Source organism: Corynebacterium hindlerae, from assembly GCF_014117265.1.
GTDB lineage: Bacteria > Actinomycetota > Actinomycetes > Mycobacteriales > Mycobacteriaceae > Corynebacterium > Corynebacterium hindlerae.
In genome coordinates this window covers 2068974-2093563 of record NZ_CP059833.1, presented here as the reverse complement: position 1 = coordinate 2093563, position 24590 = coordinate 2068974, and the positions used below count along the sequence as shown (strand labels likewise).

Annotated in this window: 21 protein-coding genes, 1 tRNA gene and 1 pseudogene; 6 read left to right on the top strand and 17 right to left on the bottom strand. The window is 56.4% G+C overall.

Features of this window, described 5'->3' with window-relative positions; genetic code table 11:
- Positions 1-25: 25 nt before the first annotated feature.
- The 3 genes from HW450_RS10115 (at position 26) to HW450_RS10105 (ending at position 3693) form a co-directional block, all read left to right on the top strand.
- Complete coding sequence (locus tag HW450_RS10115) at positions 26-196, top strand: hypothetical protein (protein ID WP_182385499.1); 171 nt, start codon at positions 26-28, stop codon at positions 194-196.
- A 141-nt stretch (positions 197-337) separates the two neighbouring features.
- Positions 338-2302: an ATP-dependent DNA helicase gene (locus tag HW450_RS10110; protein ID WP_182385498.1), complete on the top strand. Its 1965-nt coding sequence runs from the start codon at positions 338-340 to the stop codon at positions 2300-2302.
- Positions 2302-3693, top strand: coding sequence for a class I adenylate-forming enzyme family protein (locus HW450_RS10105; protein ID WP_182385497.1), 1392 nt, complete (start codon positions 2302-2304; stop codon positions 3691-3693). The genes HW450_RS10110 and HW450_RS10105 overlap by 1 nt, the downstream gene beginning before the upstream one ends.
- Here the strand turns inward: HW450_RS10105 and HW450_RS10100 are convergent.
- The 6 genes from HW450_RS10100 to nrdF form a co-directional block, all read right to left on the bottom strand.
- Positions 3690-4541 (bottom strand): hypothetical protein, encoded by an 852-nt coding sequence (locus HW450_RS10100; protein WP_182385496.1) that lies wholly within the window; start codon positions 4539-4541, stop codon positions 3690-3692. The two genes, HW450_RS10105 and HW450_RS10100, sit on opposite strands and share 4 nt — an antisense overlap.
- A gap of 115 nt (positions 4542-4656) precedes the next feature.
- On the bottom strand, positions 4657-5439 hold the full coding sequence (locus tag HW450_RS10095) for a hypothetical protein (RefSeq protein ID WP_182385495.1): 783 nt from the start codon (positions 5437-5439) through the stop codon (positions 4657-4659).
- Positions 5440-5558: 119 nt separating this feature from the next.
- Positions 5559-6191, bottom strand: coding sequence for an aminoacyl-tRNA hydrolase (locus tag HW450_RS10090; protein ID WP_232843245.1), 633 nt, complete (start codon positions 6189-6191; stop codon positions 5559-5561).
- Positions 6192-6279: 88 nt separating this feature from the next.
- Positions 6280-7512, bottom strand: coding sequence for a phosphoserine phosphatase SerB (gene serB / locus HW450_RS10085; RefSeq protein ID WP_182385493.1), 1233 nt, complete (start codon positions 7510-7512; stop codon positions 6280-6282).
- Positions 7513-7625: 113 nt separating this feature from the next.
- The gene (ctaD, locus tag HW450_RS10080) at positions 7626-9320 is read right to left on the bottom strand and encodes an aa3-type cytochrome oxidase subunit I (RefSeq protein WP_182385492.1); all 1695 of its coding nucleotides are present in this window, start codon (positions 9318-9320) and stop codon (positions 7626-7628) included.
- A 641-nt stretch (positions 9321-9961) separates the two neighbouring features.
- Positions 9962-10972: a class 1b ribonucleoside-diphosphate reductase subunit beta gene (nrdF, locus tag HW450_RS10075; protein ID WP_182385491.1), complete on the bottom strand. Its 1011-nt coding sequence runs from the start codon at positions 10970-10972 to the stop codon at positions 9962-9964.
- Positions 10973-11568: 596 nt separating this feature from the next.
- Here nrdF and HW450_RS10070 point away from each other — a divergent pair.
- On the top strand, positions 11569-12276 hold the full coding sequence (locus HW450_RS10070; protein ID WP_182385490.1) for a FadR/GntR family transcriptional regulator: 708 nt from the start codon (positions 11569-11571) through the stop codon (positions 12274-12276).
- A 64-nt stretch (positions 12277-12340) separates the two neighbouring features.
- Here the strand turns inward: HW450_RS10070 and nrdE are convergent, their stop codons facing one another.
- The 3 genes from nrdE to nrdH form a co-directional block, all read right to left on the bottom strand.
- Positions 12341-14464 carry a class 1b ribonucleoside-diphosphate reductase subunit alpha gene (nrdE, locus tag HW450_RS10065; RefSeq protein WP_182387500.1) on the bottom strand — a complete coding sequence of 708 codons (2124 nt, stop codon included), beginning with the start codon at positions 14462-14464 and terminating at the stop codon, positions 12341-12343.
- 92 nt (positions 14465-14556) lie between these two features.
- A complete protein-coding gene (gene nrdI, locus HW450_RS10060) occupies positions 14557-14985 on the bottom strand; it encodes a class Ib ribonucleoside-diphosphate reductase assembly flavoprotein NrdI (protein WP_182385489.1) in 429 nt (142 codons plus the stop codon).
- A gap of 145 nt (positions 14986-15130) precedes the next feature.
- Entirely contained in the window at positions 15131-15364 is a 234-nt protein-coding gene (gene nrdH / locus HW450_RS10055; protein ID WP_182385488.1) for a glutaredoxin-like protein NrdH, read from the bottom strand.
- A 590-nt stretch (positions 15365-15954) separates the two neighbouring features.
- On the opposite strand from nrdH, the pseudogene HW450_RS10050 reads away from it, so the two are divergent.
- Positions 15955-16258 (top strand): annotated as a pseudogene (locus HW450_RS10050) (IS256 family transposase); the annotation flags it as partial.
- Between the two features lie 70 nt (positions 16259-16328).
- Here HW450_RS10050 and ykgO read toward each other — a convergent pair.
- A complete protein-coding gene (ykgO, locus tag HW450_RS10045) occupies positions 16329-16451 on the bottom strand; it encodes a type B 50S ribosomal protein L36 (RefSeq protein WP_005511141.1) in 123 nt (40 codons plus the stop codon).
- Between the two features lie 105 nt (positions 16452-16556).
- Complete coding sequence (locus HW450_RS10040) at positions 16557-17924, bottom strand: sugar porter family MFS transporter (RefSeq protein ID WP_232843244.1); 1368 nt, start codon at positions 17922-17924, stop codon at positions 16557-16559.
- 36 nt (positions 17925-17960) lie between these two features.
- Between HW450_RS10040 and nadE the strand changes: the two genes are divergently transcribed.
- Entirely contained in the window at positions 17961-18788 is an 828-nt protein-coding gene (gene nadE / locus HW450_RS10035) for an ammonia-dependent NAD(+) synthetase (protein WP_182385486.1), read from the top strand.
- 47 nt (positions 18789-18835) lie between these two features.
- Here the strand turns inward: nadE and HW450_RS10030 are convergent, their stop codons facing one another.
- From HW450_RS10030 to pgm, 6 genes are all read right to left on the bottom strand, one after another.
- Positions 18836-19255, bottom strand: a complete 420-nt coding sequence (locus tag HW450_RS10030; RefSeq protein ID WP_182385485.1) for a pyridoxamine 5'-phosphate oxidase family protein — start codon at positions 19253-19255, stop codon at positions 18836-18838.
- A gap of 425 nt (positions 19256-19680) precedes the next feature.
- Positions 19681-19756, bottom strand: a tRNA-Ala gene (locus tag HW450_RS10025).
- Positions 19757-19897: 141 nt separating this feature from the next.
- A complete protein-coding gene (locus HW450_RS10020; protein ID WP_182385484.1) occupies positions 19898-21250 on the bottom strand; it encodes a Na+/H+ antiporter family protein in 1353 nt (450 codons plus the stop codon).
- A 377-nt stretch (positions 21251-21627) separates the two neighbouring features.
- The gene (locus HW450_RS10015; protein ID WP_182385483.1) at positions 21628-22353 is read right to left on the bottom strand and encodes a DsbA family protein; all 726 of its coding nucleotides are present in this window, start codon (positions 22351-22353) and stop codon (positions 21628-21630) included.
- 43 nt (positions 22354-22396) lie between these two features.
- A complete protein-coding gene (locus HW450_RS10010; protein ID WP_232843243.1) occupies positions 22397-22825 on the bottom strand; it encodes a MauE/DoxX family redox-associated membrane protein in 429 nt (142 codons plus the stop codon).
- Positions 22826-22886: 61 nt separating this feature from the next.
- Positions 22887-24548, bottom strand: a complete 1662-nt coding sequence (gene pgm / locus HW450_RS10005; protein ID WP_182385481.1) for a phosphoglucomutase (alpha-D-glucose-1,6-bisphosphate-dependent) — start codon at positions 24546-24548, stop codon at positions 22887-22889.
- Positions 24549-24590: the final 42 nt, after the last annotated feature.

Below are 24590 nucleotides of genomic sequence, written 5' to 3'. Positions count from 1 at the left end.
CCGCATCGACACCGACGGTGACGGCATGACCGACGAAGCGCTCTTCGATACCGACTTCGACGGCTACGCGGATCTCAAGGGCTTCGAAACTGACAACGATCAGTTCTACGACGACTACAAGGAAGTCACTTCCGATCTGGCCCCAACCATCGATATCGACATGGACGCCCAGCCAGACGCTGGCGACTACGCATAAGACCACTTCCCTAACGCAAACCGGCTGCTACTAGGCTTCTCGCCTAGTGGATGGCCGGTTTTGTCGTTGCCCGTTAGCGGTGAACGAAGCACGCTACACTAGCTGTATTTCCATGGGATCCCTGTTCTGAAGAAAGTTGCCATGTCTGCCACTTCCGCCCCTGATACCAGTGAACTGCTCGACGCCGCTGTAGCTGCGCTTGGGGGAACGCGCCGTGAAGGCCAGGCCCGCATGGCTGACGCGGTGACTCGGGCGATGGAGCACGAGCGGCACTTGGCGGTCCAAGCAGGCACAGGCACGGGCAAATCGTTGGCTTATCTGGTGCCGGCGATCCGCCACGCGCAGGAGACGGGGACTACCGTGATCGTGTCCACCGCGACCATCGCCCTGCAGCGCCAGCTTGTGGAACGAGACTTACCGCGACTGGCAGAAGCGCTGGAGCCACTGCTGCCGAAGAAACCAACATTCGCGATTATGAAAGGGCGACAGAATTACCTGTGCCAGAACAAGGTCGCGCAGTCACAGCTGGATGATCCCGATGCCTTGATCAATGAGGAGGAGCTGTCCTGGCTGGGCAAACATGTGGCCCGCCTGCATGAGTGGGCATCAGAAACCGAGACGGGCGATCGGGACCATTTGGAGCCCGGCGTCCCGGATCTGGCCTGGCGGCAGCTGAGTGTGTCGTCCCGCGAGTGCCTCGGGGCGAGTCGCTGCCCCCATGGTGAGGATTGCTTCGCGGAGAAGGCCCGGCGCGCCACGAAGGATGTGGACATTATCGTCACCAACCACGCCCTTTTGGCAATCGATGCTCTCGCCGACATCAATATCCTGCCGGAACACGAGGTCGTCATCATTGATGAGGCCCATGAGCTCGACGGTCGTATCACTGCGGTTGCTACCAACGAAATTTCTGTGACCTCCCTGAATCTCACGGCCAAGCGCGCTGGGAAGTTGGGCGCAGAGGGGCGCGAAGAGAAGGTTTCGGAGCTAGCAAAAGAGCTTGACGACGCCTTTCTCACCGCCCCAGAAGGGCGGTGGAAGCAGATGCCAGAGTCAGCCCAACATAGCTTGATTGCGCTTAAGGATTCGCTGTGGTCACTGCGGGACACGATCCAACGCGCCCCGGACGGTGAGTCGGCGAACCAGCCGGAGCGGTTTGCCGAACGACAATCCCTCAGCAACCACTTGTTGGATCTTCATGACGCCATCGTGCGCACCCTGGAGGTGTTTGCCCAGTCAGACCCATCTCAGCACTCCGACGTGGTGTGGCTGAGCCGCGATGAGCGTCGCGGCAGTGTGCTGCGAGTGGCACCGCTTTCGGTTGCTGGTCTGCTGCATACTCGGCTATTTGAGCAGCAGACCGTGATCTTGGCCAGTGCGACGCTGACGATCGGCGGGAATTTTGATGCTATGGCAGCCAGCTGGGGGCTCCCGAAGGGATCATGGGACAGCCTCGATGCGGGAACTCCGTTTGATCCGGCAAAGTCGGGGATTTTGTACGTTGCTCGTCATCTTCCGGATCCAGGTCGCGACGGCGTGCCACAAGAAACCCTGGATGAGATATACGAACTGATCATGGCTACCGGTGGCCGAACACTGGGTTTGTTTTCTTCCCGGCGCGCCGCGGAGCAAGTAACGGAAGCGATGCGGCTGCGCCTGCCTTTTGATGTCTACTGCCAAGGTGATGATTCCACGGGTGCGCTGGTGGCAAAGTTTGCTGCCGATGAGAATTCGTGCTTGTTCGGCACTTTAACACTGTGGCAGGGCGTGGATGTTCCAGGCAGCGCCTGCTCACTGGTGTTCATTGATAGGATTCCGTTCCCGCGCCCCGATGATCCGCTGTTGCAGGCACGAAAGGATGCAGCCGATGCTGAAGGGCGCAATGGGTTCATGGAGGTCGCCGCGACTCATGCTGCGTTGCTGATGGCGCAGGGCGCGGGCCGGTTGCTCCGCCACGTCACTGATCGGGGTGTGGTTGCCGTGTTGGATAACCGGTTGGTGACAAAGCGTTACGGTTCTTTCCTGCGTAAATCGATGCCTGCGTTCTGGGCGACAACAAATTCCGATACTGCTAAAGCTGCGTTGAAAAGGTTGGTGGCCAGCTAATGTCCCTATATGAAGCTGTGTTCGGTGGGGAGCTCCCCGAAACCACTGCGATGATCTCCGGAGATCTCACGCTCACGTACCCGCAGCTCGCGGAGCGTGTCGTTGACTGCGCGGCGCAGCTCGCCGCCCGAGGTATCGGCCAGCATGACGTCGTGGGTGTCCAACTAGGAAACGGTGCGGACTTTGCAACGGTGTTCCACGGCGTCGTGAAGCTTGGCGCAATCGTCGTGCCTCTCCCCCTCCATCTTCGTTCGGACGAGCGTGACGCCATGCTACGCAGCGTCGCCGCGTCGCTACTGGTGGATGAAACGAACGTGCGGGAGGTGGTACGTCCGCGTGGTTCGTTGCCGAGCCCGGCCCCGCGGATCTCCCCTGAGCAACTTGCCTGCCTGCCGTTTTCTTCTGGAACCACTGGCACCCCGAAGGCAGTGATGCTGCCTCACCGCGCACTCGCAGCCAATGTTCGGCAATTTTCCCAGGTGCTTCCTCTGCAGGCGGGGGAAACGTGTCTTTCAGTACTGCCGTTTAGCCACATTTACGGGCTAACCGCGCTGCTGAATGTTCCCCTAGCGATGCGCGCCCGGGTGGTAGCGCAAAATTTTGCTAAGGATTCTTTCCTTGCCGCCCATGATCGCCACGATGTTGCTCTTACTTTCATTGCACCGCCACTGGCCGCTGTGCTGGCGTCGGCACCGGCTGAGTATAAGTTTTCCTCGCTCACCACGATCGTCTCTGGAGCAGCGCCACTTGATCCTGCGTTGGCGCGTCGCGCAGCAGAGCGCACCGGTGCGCGAGTGATACAGGGCTTTGGGCTCACCGAGTCCTCCCCGGTAACACACTTGGCATGGCGCCCCGGCACCCCCTTGGAGGCGATCGGGCACCCCCTGCCTGATACGGAAATCAGCATCCGCGATCCCCACACCCTCGCCGAGGCCACTGAGGGCGAAATGTGGGTGCGTGGCCCGCAGGTCATGGCAGGCTACCTCGGCGACCCCGACGTGAGCAGCCGCACGCTTATCGACGGCTGGTTGCGCACCGGAGACCTCGTTCGGGAAAATCCAGACGGCTCCCACACCGTTATCGACCGGCTCAAAGACCTCATCAAATACCACGGGTTCCAGGTATCCCCCGTGAAACTGGAACGCATCGTGATGACGCACCCCGAAGTTGCGGACGCTGCGGTGACCCGAGGCTACGGGCCAGATGGGGAGGAACAACCCGAGGCCTACGTGGTGCTGCACTCCGGCAGTGAGGCCGACCAAGACACCATCATGACAGCAGTGGCCACACAAGTGGCCCGGCACGAACAGCTACGCAAGGTGCACTTTGTGTCGCACATCCCGCGCTCGGCTGCGGGAAAAATCCTGCGCCGTCATCTCACCGCAGACTAAGCACGCTGCATTACTGGAACGTTCGTAGCACGGGCGAAAGCGTGAGCGATGGCGATGTAGGACACCGGAACAGTGACCAAAGCCCCAACACCGAGAATAAGGAATCCCACCATAGCAACCAGGCTGGAAATGATGAACAGGAGGATAGCCTGCGCGAAGTTCGCAAGAATAATGTCGAAGGACTTTTGGAAGCTACTAATAATTGAAGTGTGAGGATCTGCGGACGCCGCGACTGCGAACATTCCGAAGAAGGACACAATGAAACTGCCGATCACGACGGTGCCACCGATTTGTACCGCGATGCCCAATAGCAGGGCCACAACAAACATCTTTCCGATGCCATGGAAAGCGAAAAAGTCCGCTACTGTGACCGGCTGTCCCCCAATCACCTGCCGCGCATTACGGAAGATGAGCAGCTGCAAGAAGGAGATAGCGATGACCAGGATCACGATTCCGACGAAAAAGCCTCCCATTGGGAAAGCTGGTACAGAATCCGGGTCCGAGTCTGCGTTAATCGCTGCCACGATCATGGAAAACATGCCAATCAACATCGGTATGGCGGCGAGGCAACCATAGACGAGCGTTCCCACGATCCAAGGAACGGGATTTTCCATGAAGATTTTCCATGCTTGGCCAAGCGACTCAACCGCTTCAAATCTCCCGGCCTTCGCCGTTTGGGATGGATCGTTATGGTAGCCGCCGTAACCCTGGTATCCGGCGTATCCACCGTTCGTGTCCTGGTAGCCCCCGTACTGCGCGCCTGGGTTTCCGGCAGGTTGCCCCGGGTGTGGTGCGTTAAACGGGGAGGCAGATGAGTTCTCTCCCGAATTGTCAAAGGGATTAGTCACGGTGCTACGACCTTTCGATCCTCTTCATTTTCATGCAGTTAACTTTTCACTGACTAAACAAGACTAATTGAAAGTTGTGATCTGCGAAACTGGAAGAGGGAAAACGGGCCGGTAGTTAGGCGGTGGGGTTGCGATGTTGCAGTGGGCGCCCTGCCGCCTTCATGTAAGCGTGCGCCGTCGCAATCACTCCGAATGGGACAGTGACTATAGTAGCGGCGCCAAGTGATCCGCCGATGCCGTTGAGGATCGCAATCAGGACGAACAACAATAGGGTTTGCCCCAAGTTAGCTTTCACCACGTCAAACGATGACTTGAACGCCGCACCAATAGACATGTCATCGAACACAAGAGCTGGCATGACAAACATCAACGCGATCGAAACCACGAATGAGCCAATGATGAACACCAGAAAACCTAACATCGAAGCCAAAGCAATCAGGATGGAACCCACAAACAAAATTCCGCACCGCTTGAAAGTGAAAAACTCTTTAAATTCTGGACGTTTTCCACCAGCAGCATAAACCGCTTCGCGGGTCAGTACTAGCCCCCACAGCAAAAGTGAAATTGTTCCCACTAAAAGCAACACGCAGAACGTCACAAATGACATGACCGGGAATTCGTCAGATCCCTCGGGGATCAGGGCCACATTGACCATGAACAAAATGTAGCCAAAGAATGCAATGACGCCAAAAATAGCGAAGTAGACGACCGAGGACAGCAACCACCCCAAGGGCTTTTCCGTGATGATCCGCCACGCTTGAGTGAGGGAATCCATTGCGTCGAAGGATCCAGGTGGGATAACTTTCTGCGCACCCGGTTGTGGTGCGTACCCGGGCTGCTGATAGCCGTAGCTCTGGGGTTCTGGAGATCCATCAAAAGGATTCGTCATGTCATCCATCCTCTAAGTAAAAAAATGAAAACCGTATCTGTTTCATACTAACTACCAATCACTCATGGCGCAGCTGTCACAACAACAACGGTCGTCGACAAGCGTTGCACACGGCTCAGCAGCTGCTCCTAAAACTCATTAGGTAGGCCCACCACGGTCACCGAACCTGGCGCCACTTCCGTGTATCCGGCGTCGCGCACGGCAACTGCGTCCGCCCTGCCAGCCAGCGAGGCAAACTGCGCGCGGGGAACCTCCCTGACTTGCAGCGGGTACCCTTGCTGGGCCCAGCGCCACGCTGCATCGGTCGAAAAATGCGCCGCCAACAGCATAGCCGCGTGCCCGACCTGCGCAGCCGACTTACCGACGCTCATCCCCAACGACGCATCCACCACCAGCAGCGGAATGCCTGTCGCTACCGCCCCCAGTGGCGCTACTGGAAGATCCGTCCCTTCGATCTGTAGCTTTGCGATCAGGGGCTCAGTAGCATGAACCGCGCTCGGTACAAATGCGCGCGCCTGCGCACCACCCTGCTCCGCGGTGACTCCAGGCAAACTTTGCACTCGCTCCCACTGGGCATTGCGCGCCCGACGAGCGATTTTGCGGATCCGCGCGCCATACCACCGCTGCAACGCGTCCGCGAAAGCAGTAGCTTCCCCAGCCCGCGGATCCAGACAGACAGCAACCACCGCCCGCGCTGCCGCTTCAAGCAACTCAACACGCGACGGCCGGTTGCTTTTCGGAATATTCAGCACAATCGGCATGGCCTGCACAGTGTCGGGATTAGTGGGGTCCTCCCCATCACGACCAGGGGCTAACACCAACTGCAGTCGCTGGTGTGCCCTCTCAAAGCTAGCGGGCAGCACGGTCAACATCGAGCTTGTTGATGCCCAACATGTACAGCACCTCATCCATGAACGGCGACGTGACCGCAGCGTCCGCGACCTCGCGCAACGCCGGCTTCGCATTAAAGGCAATCCCCAGACCAGCCGCCGAGATCATGTCAATGTCGTTGGCACCATCGCCGACCGCTACAGTCTGGTGCATGTCCAGGCCAGAATCTGCCGCGAATTCCCGCAGGAAATCCGCCTTTGCTGGGCGATCCACCACCTTGCCGATCACTCGACCAGTGAGCTTGCCATCCACGATTTCCAGGGTGTTAGCACGCACGTAGTCCAACTTCAGGTCCTCTGCTAGATCCTCTAGAACCTGGATAAACCCGCCAGAGACCACGGCTGTCTTGTATCCCATCTTTTGCAGGGTCTTCAGGGTGGTTCGCACGCCTGGTGTGAGCTTTAAATCTCGTGCGACGGCGTGGATCACTGACTCATCGAGGCCCGCCAGAGTCGCAACACGTTCCCGCAACGACTCCTCAAAATCAAGTTCGCCGCGCATTGCCCGGCCGGTCACCGCCGCAACCTCGGCTTCTTTACCAGCGTATGCAGCCAGCATTTCGATGACTTCTTGAGTAATCAGCGTCGAATCGCAGTCAAAGCAAATCAATCCCTTGGCGCGTCGCTGTACACCCGCGCGGTCGATTGCGATATCGACACCGATCTCGTGAGAAAGCTCTGCCAGCGCGCGACGAAGCGGTACCCCACCTCCCGGCTCAGCGTTAGGGACAGATACGTCGAGCTCAATGGCCGTGATGGGGTAATCAGTCAGGCCTCGGTAGGCCTCAATATTGGCGCCATAATTAGCGAGAGTCTGGCCGAGCTTGTACACGTGTTCCGCAGTGACCACCGAGCCCAACAGCGCCAGGACGTGGGTGGAGTGGGGCCGAGGCTGTGGTACCGCGGGGAGTTCAGCCACAGTAACCTGAAGTCCGTGTACCTTCAGGGTGTTGCGCAGCCCCTCAGAAACGGTATCAATTTTCTCTGGTTTCATTCCCACGAACGCAGCCAGGGAGAGCTGTCCTCGGAATACCGATTGTTCAATATCAACGAGTTGCACGCCATGCGCTGCCAGCACTCGGAAAACAGCTGCTGAGACGCCTGCTTGGTCAGAGCCGGTGACGGTGATGATTACTGGCACGAGGCCGTCGGCAAGTGCGTTGAAGTGCTCTTCAGGGAGATCCGTAGTCATGGCTTCATTCTTTCACGCTTAAACAGATGGCTAAAACAGGGCCACCCCCAGCAGTCGTAACAATCGACTGCTGGGGGTGAGTTCACATCGCGAAGCGCGATGGATACCGGTTCTTAGTGGCGACCGGAGTGTGCCTCTGCACGCATACGCTCGACCATGTGAGGGTAGTGCAGTTCGAACGCTGGGCGCTCGGAGCGAATGCGAGGCATGGAGGTGAAGTTGTGTCGTGGAGGAGGGCAAGAGGTTGCCCACTCGAGGGAGTTGCCGTAGCCCCATGGATCGTCAACGGTGACAATCTCGCCGTAGCGCCAGGACTTGAAGACGTTCCAAATAAATGGGATGACGGACAGGCCGAGGATGAACGCGGAGACCGTGGAGATCTGGTTCAGCAGGGTGAAGCCATCGGAGTCAAGGTAGTCAGCGTAACGACGTGGCAGACCCATGTTACCCAGCCAATGCTGAACCAGGAAGGTGCCGTGGAAGCCGAAGAAGCTCAGCCAGAAGTGCCACATACCCAGCTTCTCGTCCAGCATACGACCGGTCATCTTCGGGAACCAGAAGTACACACCTGCGCAGGAGGCGAACACGATGGTGCCGAACAGGGTGTAGTGGAAGTGCGCAACCACGAAGTAAGTGTCCGAGATGTGGAAGTCCAGCGGTGGGGATGCCAGCATAATGCCGGTGAGACCCCCGAAGAGGAAGGTGACCAGGAAGCCCATGGACCATACCATTGGGGTCTCCCAAGAAATGTGACCCTTCCACATGGTGCCTACCCAGTTGAAGAACTTCACGCCGGTTGGCACGGAGATCAGGAACGTCATGAAGGAGAAGAACGGAAGAAGAACCGCACCGGTGACAAACATGTGGTGTGCCCACACAGCCATGGACAGTGCACCAATGGACAAGGTTGCGAAGATCAGGCCGACGTAGCCGAACATTGGCTTGCGGGAGAACACTGGGACAACCTCAGAGATGATGCCGAAGAATGGCAGCGCAAGGACGTACACCTCAGGGTGACCGAAGAACCAGAACAGGTGCTGCCACATGATGGAGCCACCGTTGCCTGGATCGTAGAGGTGGCCACCGAGCTTGCGGTCAAACAGCACACCAAGGGCAGCTGCAGTCAGAACCGGGAAGATCAGCAGTGCGATAACGGAGGTGACAAAGATGTTCCAGGTGAAAATTGGCATGCGGAACATGGTCATACCTGGTGCGCGGAGGCACAGGATGGTGGTCAGCATGTTCACTGCGGACAAAATGGTACCAACACCACCAGCACCAACGCCGACGATCCACATGTCAGAGCCGATGCCTGGGGAGTGGATGGAGTCAGACAGTGGGGAGTACATGGTCCAGCCGAAGTCTGCTGCGCCACCTGGGGTCAGGAAGCCGGACAGCATCGCGACACCACCGATGGTGGTCAGCCAGAAACCGAAAGCGTTCAGACGTGGGAAAGCAACGTCCGGCGCACCAATCTGGAGTGGGAGAATGTAGTTAGCAAAGCCCCACACCACTGGGGTGCCGTACAGCAGCAGCATAACGGTGCCGTGCATGGTGAACATCTGGTTGAACTGCTCGTTCGACAGGAACTGAAGTCCTGGGGAGAACAGCTCGGCACGAATCAGCAGAGCCATCAGGCCACCGAGGAAGAAGAAGCTGAAGGACATGATGATGTACATGATGCCCAGCTGCTTGTGGTCGGTGGTGGTAAGCATCTTCCAAGCAAAAGAACCCTTGCGGGCATTGCCGGTAGGTGCAGGCCTTGCTGGTACGACCGAATGGTCGACCTTAGGCGCTACAGCGGTCATTAGTTCCTCCTGACTAAGCGAAAGACCCTGCCCTCACAGAATCTTCCATTATTATGACCCAAACCTTCATTTGAGACACAATGAACCTATCCGGCCATATAGACCGGTTACCCGGCCAAGTCTAGCGTCCCCTTAGGCATTTCGGTAACTCTTATCAGACTGCGGGGGTATTGCTTTGCACACATTGGGGAACCAATTGCGCTGCGACACGACGCAATATTTTCAATTTTCGCTAGTTATACAGTCACTTAAACGTTCATCAGTCGTATCGTCCCCGCTCAACGCCGTGCTTGTGTTCACTTTTGTCACTTCGTTCACAACTGCAGTTCCCCTCCCCCAATTTCACACATCAACCCTTAGTTGTACCCCTTGCCCCCTCTCACTCCGCACAAAGGTCGAGATCGCTGGCAGCTTGCAGACCCGGCGGTCGCCAACTTCATGCAATGGGCTAGCCGTATCCAAAAATGCAACAAGCTAACCCGAGCCCCTGAAGCAAAGATCCCAAATCAGAAATCGAGCGTACGGATGGGATTTCTGAGGCCTGATTCATCCCATCCGTACGCCAAATTTCGGGCCTTAATACTAAGCCGGCCCCCGCCCTCATTTTTGAAGAGCGACGGCCGGCCATCGTAACTGGGAAACTAGAAGTCCCAGTCGTCGTCGGTGGTGATTTCGGCTTTACCGATCACGTAGGAGGAACCGGAACCGGAGAAGAAATCGTGATTCTCGTCGGCATTGGGAGAAAGTGCAGACAGGATAGCTGGGGACACCTTGGTGTCATCTGCCGGGAAGAGTCCTTCGTAACCCAGGTTGTTCAGGGCCTTGTTCGCGTTGTAGCGCAGGAATTTCTTTACATCTTCTGTCCAGCCCAGTTCGTCGTAGAGATCTTCCGTGTATTGGATCTCATTGTCATAGAGCTCGAAGACCAGGTCGAAGGTGTGCTCCTTCATTTCGTCGCGGCGCGCCTGCGTTTCCTTTTCCAAGGCCTTTTGGTACTTGTACCCGATGTAGTAACCATGGACAGCTTCATCGCGAATGATGAGGCGGATCATATCCGCAGTGTTGGTCAGCTTGCCGTGGGAAGACCAGTACATCGGCAGATAGAAACCGGAGTAGAACAGGAACGACTCGAGCAGTGTCGAGGCGACCTTGCGCTTGAGCGGATCTTTTCCATCGTAGAAATCGAGGATGATCTTGGCTTTGTTCTGCAAGTGCTCATTTTCCTCGGACCAACGGAAGGCATCGTTAATCTCTGCGGTGGACGCAAGCGTCATGAAGATATTGGAGTAAGACTTAGCGTGCACCGACTCCATGAACGCAATGTTGGTAAGTACTGCTTCCTCATGGGGAGTGACGGCATCCGGAATCAAGGAAACCGCACCGACCGTACCCTGGATAGTATCCAGCAAGGTCAGGCCGGTGAAAACTCGCATGGTTGCGAGCCGTTCTTGATCATTGAACATTTCCCAGTTCTTGATGTCGTTGGACACTGGAACCTTTTCAGGAAGCCAGAAGTTACCGGTGAGACGGTCCCACACTTCTTGGTCTTTTTCGTCTGGAATCTCGTTCCAGTTGATTGCCGAAATTGGCCCTGCCAACACTCGGTTCTGCTCATCGTGACGATGAGAAGGCGCATGCGATTCAAGAGACATACGATTACTGACCCTTCTATTTTAAATGTGCCTACCACCTTACCGCGTTGTTGCAGAAGCGGAAATCGCAACTTACAGCCACTGACGAGGTGCCAACTTTGCCCCGTTTTAAACCGAGTCAACATCTGACCATTGCCCCCGAAGCACAGTTTTATTCACATTCCACTAAGGGTGGCTCACATGCGATCCCAACCCCTTTGACAGCTGGCTTGAATATTTGCCACTAATAGGCAAAAACCAAAAATTGCTTCCTTCCCCCGCTGCCCGATCATTTTTGCACTGTAGCGCACGTTCTTAACAGCAAAAGGGGACAGCTTCCGCCGATCACTCACACTCGACGTTCAGAATTATGCTGACAACTAAAACAAATAAGCAATGGTGAACGGCATTTAATTCATGGCGCTTAGTGGAACTAGAGCCAGTCGTGTACTACATTCTTTGTCATCGACTTCTTTCTTGCAACTGCTAGTGAGGGAGCCGTCACGGTTTCTTTGTTGAACATTGTTGGTTTTCCGTTGGTTCTTCTAGGCACTAACGGAAGGAGAAACCGCGTCACCCCTCGAACGATTAGACATCAATAATAAGGAAATCCACTCATGCCAACCATGCCCATTCGCCCCCATGCTCCGCTCTTGGAGACTGTGTTGGATCAGATCGGCTCGGACATTGTCAGTGGCAAGATCAAATCGGGTGAGAAGTTCACCCTGCAGACGCTGTGCGAGTCCTTCTCGATTTCTCGCACCGTTGCTCGCGAGACCATGCGTGCACTAGAACACCTCGGAATGGTGTCCTCTTCACGTCGCGTTGGCATCACGGTGTTGCCATCCTCCCAGTGGTCGGTGTTTAGCGAACCGATCATCCGGTGGCGCCTCCGGGAGCCTTCTCAACGTAACGAGCAGCTGTCGTCCCTCACTGCTCTACGGGAAGCTGTAGCACCTCGCGCCGCCGCGATTGCAGCCGTGGCAGCGAGCCAGCGGGAGGGTCAGCGACTCCGTGACCTCGCAGCGACGATGCGCACGCTCGGCGCTGACGAGGAAGGAACCAGCGAGGAGTACCTCAACACCAACCTCGAGTTCCACTCATTGTTGCTGGAGTGCTCGGACAATGAAATGTTTTCTGCACTCATCCCATCGATTTCGGCGGTGATTCGCGCCCGATACGACGCCGGTGGATTCGACGCTCAGCCGTCGAACGAGCTCCTCGATACCTACGACGCCTTGGCGGAAGCCGTTTTCCACCGCGATGACAACGCAGCGTCGCAGGAGTGCGCGAAGCTGATTGCATTGGAGTCGGCCACCGCGTAAGCGCCTCCTGGAACGCTAAAAATGGGCGTCGTTAAGCAGCTTGCTTAGCGACGCCCATCAGCTGTTACAGCATGCAGCTAACGCAGCCCTCTACCTCTGTACCTTCCAGCGCGGTTTGACGCAGGCGGATGTAGTAGATAGTCTTGATGCCCTTACGCCACGCGTAGATTTGCGCACGGTTGATGTCGCGGGTAGTGGCAGTGTCCTTGAAGAACAGCGTCAAAGACAGCCCCTGATCCACGTACTTGGTGGCGACGGCGTAGGTGTCGATGATCTTCTCGAAGCCGATCTCGTAGGCGTCTTCGAAGAACTCAAGGTTGTCGTTGGTCATGAACGGCGCCGGGTAGTATACGCGACCGATCTTGCCTTCCTTACGGATCTCAATGCGGGAAGCAATGGGGTGGATCGACGACGTGGAGTGGTTGATGTAGGAAATCGATCCCGTTGGTGGCACAGCCTGCAGGTTGCGGTTGAACATGCCATGCTCCATGACCTCACGCTTCAGCGCTTCCCATGCCTCCGTGTCCGGAATGCGCACGGAGGACTGCGCGAAGATTTCCTTCACGCGGTCGGTCTTAGGCTGGAAATCAGCCGGGTCGAAGCGATCGAAGTATGCGCCGCTGGCGTACTCAGATGTCTCGAAGCCCTGGAAACGCTGCCCACGTTCCTGCGCGATCTTGGTAGACGCCTTGATTGCTTCGTACAGAATGGCCGCGAAGTAGACGTTGGTGAAGTCGAGTGCTTCTTCCGAGCCGTAGTGAATACGCTCGCGCCCCAGGTAGCCGTGTAGGTTCATCTGGCCGAGGCCGATAGCGTGGGCGGCTTCGTTGCCCTTCTTCACAGACGGCACTGAGTCGATGGAGGTCTGTTCAGACACTGCGGTCAAACCACGGATCGCAGTCTCCACGGTCTGGGAGAAGTTCGGCGAATCCATGGTCAACGCAATGTTCAGCGAACCGAGGTTGCAGGAAATGTCCTCGCCAACTTCCTTGTAAGACAGGTCTGCATTAAACGTGGACGGCGTGGAAATCTGAAGGATTTCAGAGCATAGGTTCGAGTGAGTGATGCGCCCGGCAATTGGGTTCGCTTCATTCACCGTGTCCTCAAACATAATGTATGGGTAGCCAGATTCGAACTGGATCTCTGCCAGCGTTTGGAAGAACTGGCGAGCGTTGATCTTCGTCTTGCGGATCCGACCGTCTTCTACCATCTCGTGGTAGTGCTCAGAGATCGGCACGTCGGCGAATGGCTTGCCGTAGACTCGCTCAACATCGTAAGGCGAGAACAAGTACATGTCATCGTTCTTCTTCGCCAGCTCAAAGGTGATGTCAGGGATCACTACGCCGAGGGACAGCGTCTTAATGCGCACCTTCTCATCGGCATTCTCACGCTTAGTGTCCAGAAACTTCATGATGTCCGGGTGGTGCGCGTGCAGGTACACCGCGCCAGCACCCTGGCGAGCGCCCAGCTGGTTGGCGTAAGAGAAGGAGTCCTCGAGCAGCTTCATCACGGGGATCACACCAGAGGACTGATTCTGGATCTTCTTGATCGGAGCTCCCGCTTCACGAAGGTTGGACAGCAACAGCGCCACACCACCGCCACGCTTGGACAGCTGCAGCGCGGAATTGATGGCGCGGCCAATGGACTCCATGTTGTCCTCGATGCGCAGCAGGAAGCAGGAAACTGGCTCGCCGCGCTGAGCTTTACCGGAGTTGAGGAAGGTCGGAGTTGCCGGCTGGAAACGGCCGGAGATGATCTCGTCAACCAGGTTTTCGGCCATGGTCTTGTCGCCGGCTGCGAGGGTCAGTGCGACCATGCAGACGCGGTCTTCGAAACGTTCCAGGTAGCGCTTACCGTCGAAGGTCTTGAGGGTGTACGAAGTGTAGTACTTGTAGGCGCCGAGGAAGGTGGTAAAGCGGAATTTCGCCGCGTATGCGCGCTTGAATAGGGATTTAACAAACTCGAAGTCGTACTTATCGAGCACTTCCTGCTCGTAATAGTTGTTTTCCAGCAGGTAGTCGAGCTTTTCCTTCAGGTTGTGGAAGAACACGGTGTTTTGGTTCACGTGCTGGAGGAAGAACTGACGGGCGGCGGCGCGGTCCTTATCGAACTGGATCTTGCCGTCGTTGTCATACAGATTCAACAGCGCGTTGAGCGCGTGGTAATCAAGCTGATCTGCAGCAGCCATGGGATCCTTGATGGATTCATTAGTGATGGTCACGTCAGGTTTCCTCTTACGTAGTTGGAGTTTCGGATTCTAGAGTACGTTGTTCGCGCAGCTTACGCTGCCGTCAAACCGAGTTGAGTGGCATTATCGAGGAGCCCGCCACGAACAATGCGGACGTCTTCTTCATTGCCCATCAACTCAAAGCGATAAACATAGGGCACGCCGCATTTCTTCGAGATCACATCGCCCGCCACCCCGAAATCCGTGCCGAAGTTGGAGTTCCCTCCTGCGATCACGGCTCGGATCAGGCTACGATTGTGCTCATTGTTGAGGAATCGAATGACCTGCACTGGGACAGGTTTGGAGTTCACCCCAGTAATGGACGCCCCTCCCCCATACGTTGGACAGATCAGCACATAAGGCTCATCGACGACCAGTGGTTCGTCACTCTTGTGCATCGGAATTCGGGCACTAGGAAAGCCGAGCTTTTCGACGAACCGGTGGGTGTTTCCTGTGGCGGAAGAAAAATAGACGATGAGCATGGTGTTCTCTGCAATGCGGGGGATACAAAACAAAGGCCGCCCTCAATCTACATGTAGAGGGCGGGCATTTTAATTGATGTCCCTGTGGAATCTCTTGACAGCGATCCGGTCTCTTGCGGATCTACAGGGACCGAACGGTTAGTACTTAAGCAACCTCAGCAGCGAGGCTGCGGATGCGCTCTGGACGGAAACCCGACCAGTGCTCGCCGTTAGCTTCCACGACAGGCGCCTGCAGGTAGCCAAGTGCCATGACATAGTCACGAGCATCATCGTCCATGCTGATATCAACCAAGTTGTACTCGAGACCAGCACGATCGAGGGCCTTCTTGGTTGCTACGCACTGGACACAAGCTGGCTTGCTGTAAACGGTGATTGCCATGTTGATCGATCCTTAAGAGACTAGCTCCTGCATCTAGCGATACAGAGAGAGGAAGATTCCGAAAACTAACGAACTAACCGAAGCTTTTCCACCGGGCCGTTGAGCCAGTGTCTTGTGTTTCGGTGACAAGAAAAGACACTATACGTTGTGGCCAAAAAGTGCAAAGGATACTAGATGTAGTAGTTACAACGTGAGTATTTGCAGGATCCAGCCAAACGGCGACACTACATGTTGCGCTTCCCACTCGCTGCAAATTACATCGTTGTACCTTCCCGACTTACACTCATGACATTTCCCCAGCTCGCCCCCTCCCCTCGTTACCGAATTGTTATATTTGGCCTTGCTAGAAAGCTCACCGGTAGCCACTTGCTATCCCGACTCTCCCTCGAGCACTAAAACCCGGGAGGCATTCCCCGGATCTCGGGACCAAAACACAGAAATAGCAGGTCTGCAGCAAGAAAACCTACCGAAACCCGGGAAACGCTTCACGGGTTTTACAGAGAAAGGGGGGTAAGTAGCAGAAAGTGTGTCTGTTGTACGCGATAGGTCCTGGTCAAGGTATGCAAATGCATGTTTTATATTGCTTGAGGTTAGAAGGAGGAATCAACGCACAACTAAAACTCCTCGCACGCCTGCACCGAGGCAGGGGCGGGGAAAGACAACGAAGAATGATCGAGTGGTGGCTTCACTCGAAAACGCAACTGCCTGACGATCCACTAGAAATCGCCAGGCAGCAACGCTTCGGTCACGACGCACTCGCCAAAGTAATTGTCTTGCCCCAACCAAACGAAAGCCAAGCAAACCAAGAAACAGGCCGACCAGCTCTCTTGCGACAACGCTATCCCCACCGAGTATCAACACAACATCGGCATACGAAAAGGGCCCCTCGGCTAAACGCAAAGGGGGTTCAGGGACAAAACAAAACGCCCGTGCCGAAACCGGCACGGGCGCTTATACTCAGGGATTAGCCCTGGCGAGCCTTGAAGCGTGGCTCTTTCTTGTTGATGACGTAGACCTTGCCACGGCGACGCACAACCTGGGCGCCCGGCTTGTTCTTCAGCGACCGAAGGGATTTACGGACCTTCATTCGGGCGCTCCTTTCTTTAATGCGCGATGAGAATGGAGCCACGCGCGGGAATGCGGCGACTCTCGACGGCTGACAACGGTGCCAGCCATGACACGAACATCTATGTTAACCGACAGTGGCGCTTTTACCAAAACGGGAGTGACGTGCCCGCATGTCCTCGGAAATTTCCGTCAGACTCCGGCCGGCGGTTTCGGGAACATAGCGAAGCACGAACACTAGCGCAGATCCACCTAGCACTGCGAAGACAATGAAGGAGGCTGGGCCGCCGATGGCGCTGACCATGGGCAGGAATCCCTGGGCTACTGCCCAGTTTGCTGTCCACAGGCCAAGTCCGGCAATGCCCATGCCAAGACCACGTGCTTGTTGTGGCACCAGTTCACTGAGTAGGAGCCAGGTTGTCAGAGACACCGCCGCTTGTTGGAACGCGATAAACAGTGCCATGAGGATCAATACGGCCCAGGAGATGCTGGCGTTTGTTTCAGCAAAGTTGTAGGCGACCGCGAGCAGGATGAGGGATGTCGTCGTTCCGCTCAGGCCAATCGTCAGCAGGCGACGCCGCCCCACCTTGTCCACCAGCATCATGCCGACCCAGCACGCGATAACGCTGACGCTACCGATCACAATGGACGTATAGACCGCATTTTCAGTGGAAATCCCCACCATATTCATCATCTTCGGCGCAAAGTACACAATTGCGTTTACGCCGGTTATTTGCTGCGTGATGCCTACGAGGACGGCAATGATCACGGTGGTTCGCACCCACCGGATTTTCAGTGCTTCTTTTTCTTCTCGTCGGGTTTGCTTCGCGGATCGTGGATCAGCAGACCCGGATTCTTTCAACGCCACCCGCTGCGCCACAGCGTCAGCCTCCGCTGTTTTACCTTTGCGGTACAGCCAGGTTGGGGAGTCTGTCATGAACATCATGCCCACGGCCAGGATGGCTCCGGGGATGGCGGCCAGCCCCAGCATGAGTCGCCAGTTTCCAGTGTGGGCTAGCGCCGAGTTAGTGAGAAAGGCGAGTAACTGCCCCACCACAATCATGAGGGTGTTGAGGGAAACGAGCGAGCCGCGCACCGCAGGTGGGACCATTTCGGAGATGTACATCGGCACCACGATCGAGACCAGGCCAACGGCGAAGCCGAGCAGAGTGCGGGCGGCCCCCAGCATCGGCACGGAGGTCGCGACCGCACAGGCAAGGGATCCCACTACGAACACCACTCCGCCGAGGATCAAGGTGAGCTTACGGCCGAGGGCGTCAGCGACTCGTCCGCCGAGCAACGCCCCTAGTGCTGCCCCGACGAGCAGCATCGAAGTGATGGAACCTTCCGTCGCGGGCGTGAGCTGGTAGTCCTTACCGATATAGAGCAGCGCCCCGGACATCACACCGGTGTCGTATCCAAACAGGACACCGCCCAGCGCAGCAATAAGGGCAACGAGCCGGGCATAGCCGGGTACTTGAGTCTGAACATTCACGTCTAATAACCCTGCCACTTCACTATGCTGTATGTCATGTCAGTGAGAAGCGAAATCGTCGCAGCATTGCACACCCGCCCAACGATCGACCCCCAGGAGGAGATCAATTCCCGCGTCCAATTCCTCGCAGATTACCTGCGCAGCACGGGGCTGCGGGGTTATGTGTTGGGGATTTCCGGCGGTCAGGATTCTACGGTGGCAGGTCGATTGGCGCAGTTAGCCGTCGAAAAGCTGCGCACAGAAGGCTACGACGCTGAATTTTGGGCGATGCGCCTGCCTCACGGCGTGCAGGCCGATGAGGAGGACGCACGTATCGCTCTAGAATTCATTCGCGCCGACCACGAGGTAACAGTCAACATCAAACCCGCCACGGCGGCTATGGAAGCAGCGGTCGCCCAGGCGCTCGGGCAGGAGAACCTTGGCGATTTCAACCGCGGCAACGTCAAAGCTCGCCAACGAATGATCGCGCAATACGCACTCGCCGGCGAAAAAGGTCTTCTTGTCATTGGCAGCGACCACGCGGCAGAGAACGTCACCGGGTTTTTCACCAAGTTTGGCGACGGCGGCGCAGACGTTCTGCCCCTCTTCGGACTGTCAAAGCGCCAAGGGGCAGCGCTCTTATCGACGCTCGGGGCGCCGGAATCCACGTGGAAAAAAATACCTACTGCTGACCTCGAAGACGACAAACCGATGCAACCCGACGAAATCGCCCTAGGGGTCTCATACGCCGACATCGACGACTACGTCGAAGGCACCGCTAATGTTCCAGTAGCAGCAGCCCAGCGCATTGAGCATCTATGGCGCATCGGGCGCCATAAGCGCACCACCCCGGTCACTCCCCAAGACTCCTGGTGGCGCGACTAAAACCAAAAGAGCCTCCCACCCCGTCACCGGGAGGGAGGCACCGTGAGCTAGTAACGCTCTGGTTCTTCACCGAGATCGAACTCTCGGCCCGAAATATCGTGTGCCACGATCTTGACAAAGTTGTACTTCAATGTTGGAATCCACGGCTTCAACGGCAACGAATCCGCATGCTGGATCTCTTTATTCGAGGTCAGCAGGTGTGCCTCACCACGAACCACCACAGACCACGCGTGGCCCTCGGAAACCTCATCAGCCTCAAACAACACTTCGCTATTCAATGCCACAGTAAACAGCTTTGAACCTTCCGCGGAGCGGAAGTAGATGTCTTCACCGTCGAGGACATAATTCACCGGGAAAATATCGAACTCTTCTTTGCGGCGGACAACCAACCGGCCGAGCTGCTGCGTTCCCAGCTTTGCGAAAGATGCTTCGCGGTCAAGGACAGTGATAGGGGAATTTTCAGTCATAGCTCTTATTGTGCCACCATCCGACAGTTCCTGACTCTCCCCTCACAATACGGGGGTAATGTGACGACGCTTAAGGGACAAAATATGAGTCCGGTAAGCATATCACTAGACAGCCGGGCTTTCCATTTAAGAGGCGGGCCGATTGGTAGACAATAAAAACCCGGTGGCTTCAAAAAGTAAACCAGGAATGTTTCCCTGCTGTTGCAAATAGCGCTCACCTTCGAGCAGAGCGGTGCGGTTTGCCCTATCAAGGCTTTAAAACCCGTCGGGCTGTTTATGCGTTGACCCCGACATTACCCTCCCGAAGTTCGGGCTCGCGGAGGCATTTTTGGAGCGACCTCGGGGGCGTAATGTCGGGGTCGAGCTTCCGGGGTTAAGCGACAAAAGCACCTCGGTCAGTTCCCTGAAACCGAGGTGCTTAATAGTGGTGGAGCTAACGGGACTCGAACCCGTGACCCCCACACTGCCAGTGTGGTGCGCTACCAGCTGCGCCATAGCCCCGCACGTAACACTTCACAGCCAGATTTAAACCTCCGGCTAAAAGTGAATGCCTGTTTAAAGTACATGACCCGCGAAAGATTAACCAAATCCGCAGGTCAAAGCGGATGTCAACGGGGAGGATCATGAAGCCTCCCCCGGCGACTAGAGAACCATGGCAGCAACCCAACCCGCCACCAGCAACGGCAAGTTGAAGTGCAGGAACGTCGGGATGACCGAGTCCCGGATGTGATCGTGCTGTCCATCAGCGTTAAGACCCGATGTCGGCCCCAGGGTGGAATCCGATGCCGGGGAACCGGCGTCGCCCAACGCGCCTGCCGTACCGACGAGCGCGACCGTTGCTAGCGGGGAGAATCCCATGGACATGCATAGCGGCACGTAAATCGTGGCGATGATCGGCAACGTCGAAAAGCTGGACCCAATGCCCATGGTCACAATCAAACCAACCACAAGCATCGCCCCCGCAGCTGCGGTTTTATTACCTTGGAACAGCGCGGCGGAGGAATCCACGAGGGTTTCCACGTGGCCGGTGGCAGACATGACAGCAGCAAACCCTTGAGCGGTGATCATGATGAAGCCGATGAGCGCCATCATTTTCATGCCTGCAGTGAACACGTCGTCAGCTTCACGCCAATTCACGGCGCCCGTACCAAGGAAAATCGCCAGGCCAATCAGCGCGCCGACCAGCAGGGAATCTGCCTCCAAGTCGAGTGCTTGCATTGCTACCTGCACCGTGAAGGTAGCAATGATCGCGATCACCGATACGATAATTTTATACCGAGACACCGGCTCATCCTTGTCGACGGTCCCTTGAATAGGCAAGTCTTGGTAGGTGCGCGGTTTCCGGTAGCTGAACAACACAGCAATGAGCAGACCAGCGATCATACCTACGGCAGGAATCGCCATGGCAGACATGACATTGATGCCTTCGGTGGACATACCCGCCTTATCGATGTTGCCGAGGAGAATATCGTTGAGATAGATGGAACCGAAGCCCAGCGGCACCCACATGTACGTGGTGATCATGCCACCGGTGATAATGCAGGCCACAGCGCGACGATCCAGCCGCAGATGGTTAAAGACCTTGAGCAGCGGAGGGACGATCAGTGGAATGAATGCAATGTGGACCGGAATCAGGTTCTGACTCATAACGGCCATCGCGAGAATACCGACGACAATGCCCCACTTGGTGGCAGCTTCGGCGTTTTTCTTAGCCGACTCACTCTCAACCTTCAACGCACCGATCAGTTTGTTCGCGAGCAGCTTAGGCAATCCCGCACTGGCCACCGCCATCGCGAAAGCACCAAGAAGGGCGTAGCTCAGAGCTAGCTTCGCACCACCGGAAAGCCCTTCTTCAAAAGCGACCATGGTTCCGTCAAGACCAAGCCCGGCAACGAGCCCACCCACAACCGCCCCAACAAACAACGAAAGTACGACATGCACGCGAGAAACCGCGAGGAAAAGCATGATAAGTACGGCAATTAGTACTGCGTTCATGAGTAGACAGCGTAGTCTGCTATGCGCGTATAAGTATAAAATGCTTACACCGCAGAATGCCCCCGGGGTTAGTATCCCCTCGCCGAAGTCACGTGAATCAAGCGTTCCGATGGGACGAAAAACGCTCGAAAAATCCCAAGCGTACGCTCGATTTGGCGCTTAGATTCCGTGGTAAAGACAAGCCAGAGCATGTACAACAAGGTCCGGGTCATATAGGCGCACAAATCTTGTTCGTTACCGCAACCACCAGGCCAAAGGCAAGACCTACGGCACCAGTCACTAGACGGCACACTCTTCTTTACCTACTCCTGAACCGATAGCCCAACGTAAAAAGCGCCCCACTTTAAAGAAGCGGGGCGCAGAAGAGGGGTGCGGAACTAGGACTGCTTGGCCACTGCCACCCAGTTCTGCAAATCTTCGATGTCCTTGCCATCCTTAATCACGCGAGGGGAAGATACCTTGCCGGTTTCTTCCTGAAGCTTCTCAGCATTAGCCTCAAAAACCTTCACGGCTTCTGCGTGATCTGCCGGAAGTTCAGCAATCTGCTTGACGGCTTCGTCGCTGGCACCGACCTGCTTCGCAGCGTCGGCGAAGTCCTGCATGGTCCACTTGCTGTAGATCTCCTGCTGCTTCTGCATAAGGAGGTCACGGAAGTTCCAATACGCACTTGCGTCGCCAGTTTGAGCGACGACGCGGAGGGCATCACCGGCGCGGGTGGAGTGGCCGTCGTTGTTGCCACGATCCAGGAAGTGCAGAGTGCGGATATTGACGATCAGCTCACCGGCATCGACAGCGGCCAGCATGTCCTTGTCCGTTGCAATGGCCAGGTCTGAGCAGTGCGGGCAAGAGAAGTCTTCATACAGGTCTACCTGTGGAGTTGAGTTAGTAGCCTTGTCCGACTTGAGCTGGTAGGCGTTGTCTTTCATGGACAAGTCGAAGGTGGCCTCAGTTTTCTCGAACCCTTCGGTGATTTTTTCAATCTTGGCGCCTTTGCCACTGACGAAGATGTAGCCAACCACAGCTACGGCAATTACGAGGACAGCCACCAATGCCCAGAGGAAGCCATTGCTCTTCTCATTTGGGCTCTTGATTTTATTACTCACGTGAAGTCAACCTTTACTTGTTTTCCTGCTGTTATCTCTCACTTTAGGGGTGAAGTGCCAGTTTCCGAAATGGGAACTTCACTGCCCACACAGCCATCGCTAAAAACAGCACGTCACGGGCGATCGCCCACCCCAAGGAGCCTGACTCCCCAGACCCCGAGGAGAAGCAGCCACAATCGATTTCCAGGCCACGGATCGCCGCGGAGCTGATCCCTGCGATGAACCCGACCATGATCACTGCTGTAACCATTGCGGCGGGCCGCAAGAACAGCCCACACAGGAGGAAAAGTCCCAGCACTATTTCCACAGGAGGAAGTGTGAGTGCAATAACCTCCACTAGCCCCGGCGAAAACAGCTCATATGCCTGAATCGACTGTCGAAAACCCATGGGATTGGCCATCTTTTGATAGCCCGAGACCAGCCACACCAGCGCCAGCCCGAACCGCGCCACGATGCTGAGCACTGTGAACACAGTCCGACCCCTTATATTAGTTGACATATATACAACTTTCCGCGTAGTGGCTGGCAATTAACTAGGAATTACCCAGCACTTCCGAAACCAGCGCCTGGGCTTCCTGCTGAACCTGCTTGAGGTGTTCTTCCCCCTTGAAGGACTCAGCGTAAATCTTGTACTTATCTTCCGTGCCGGATGGCCGGGCTGCAAACCACGCATTCTCGGTGGTGACCTTAAGACCACCGATTGCGGCGCCATTGCCTGGAGCTTCGGTCATCTTCGCGACAATCGGCTCCCCCGCCAGCTCAGTGGCAGTCACCTGCTCCGGGGACAGCTTCTTGAGTACAGCCTTTTGCTCGCGATTAGCCTCGGCGTCCGTGCGAGCATAAGCAGGCGCGCCATACTCGTCGGCAAGCTCGGCGTAGCGCTGAGACGGAGTCTTACCGGTTACCGCGATGATTTCTGCGGCCAACAGGTCGAGAATGATGCCATCTTTATCGGTCGACCACACGGTGCCGTCGTGACGCAGGAAGGACGCACCAGCAGACTCCTCGCCACCGAAGCCGACGGAGCCGTCGACAAGCCCTGGCACAAACCACTTAAAGCCGACCGGAACCTCCACAAGGTCACGGCCCAGCGCCGCCACGACGCGGTCAATCATGGAGGAGGAAACAAGCGTCTTACCGACGGCGGTGTGCTCTCCCCACCCTGGACGGTGAGCGAACAGGTAATCAATTGCGACAGCCAGGTAGTGGTTCGGGTTCATCAGCCCCGCATCTGGGGTGACGATTCCATGGCGATCAGCGTCGGCATCGTTGCCGGTAGCAATGTCGAACTTGTCTCGGTTGTCGATCAGCGATGCCATCGCATTCGGGGAGGAGCAGTCCATCCGGATCTTGCCGTCGGTATCGAGGGTCATGAAGCGCCAGGTAGCGTCTACCTCAGGGTTCACGACGGTCAAATCCAGGCCGTGAACTTCAGCGATGCGCCCCCAGTAGTCCACGGAAGCGCCGCCCATTGGGTCAGCTCCAATGCGCACGCCAGCCTTCTTAATAGCCTCAATGTCGATCACATTTGGCAGGTCATTGACATAGTTGTCCATGTAGTTGTAGCGGGTAGCACGCTCGTCCAACACGCCGTCCACACGGGTTAGCTCGATGCCCTCAAGCTCGTTTTCCAGCAGCTCGTTGGCCCGCTTAGCGATCCAGTCCGTGGCGTCAGTGTCCGCAGGTCCGCCATGCGGTGGGTTGTACTTGAAACCACCGTCACGCGGCGGATTGTGCGATGGCGTGATAACGATGCCATCTGCGCGCTGCGGGGATGTGCCAAGGACGCCACCTTCCAACTTGGCGTTGTGGGACAAAATGGCATGAGATACCGCTGGGGTTGGGGTGTAGCGGCCACGGTCGTCGACAAGCACTTCAATGTCGGTGGCGAGCAGCACCTCCAACGCTGACAGCATGGCCGGCTCCGACAGCGCGTGAGTATCGCGACCTATAAACAGTGGCCCCTCAATACCTTGGGAGGCACGGTACTCTACGATCGCCTGGGTGATAGCAAGGATGTGGTTCTCGTTGAAGGCTGTGTCGAAGGCAGAACCGCGGTGGCCCGAGGTGCCGAACGCCACTTGCTGATCCGGAATAGTGACGTCAGGTTCCAAGGTGTAGTAGGCGGCCACCAACGCCGCGATGTCAATAAGATCTGCTGACGTTGCCCGTTGGCCAGCGCGCTCGTGTGCCATGTTTTACTCCTTTGGACGAAAAAGTCGTGGGTACCCCTTCCA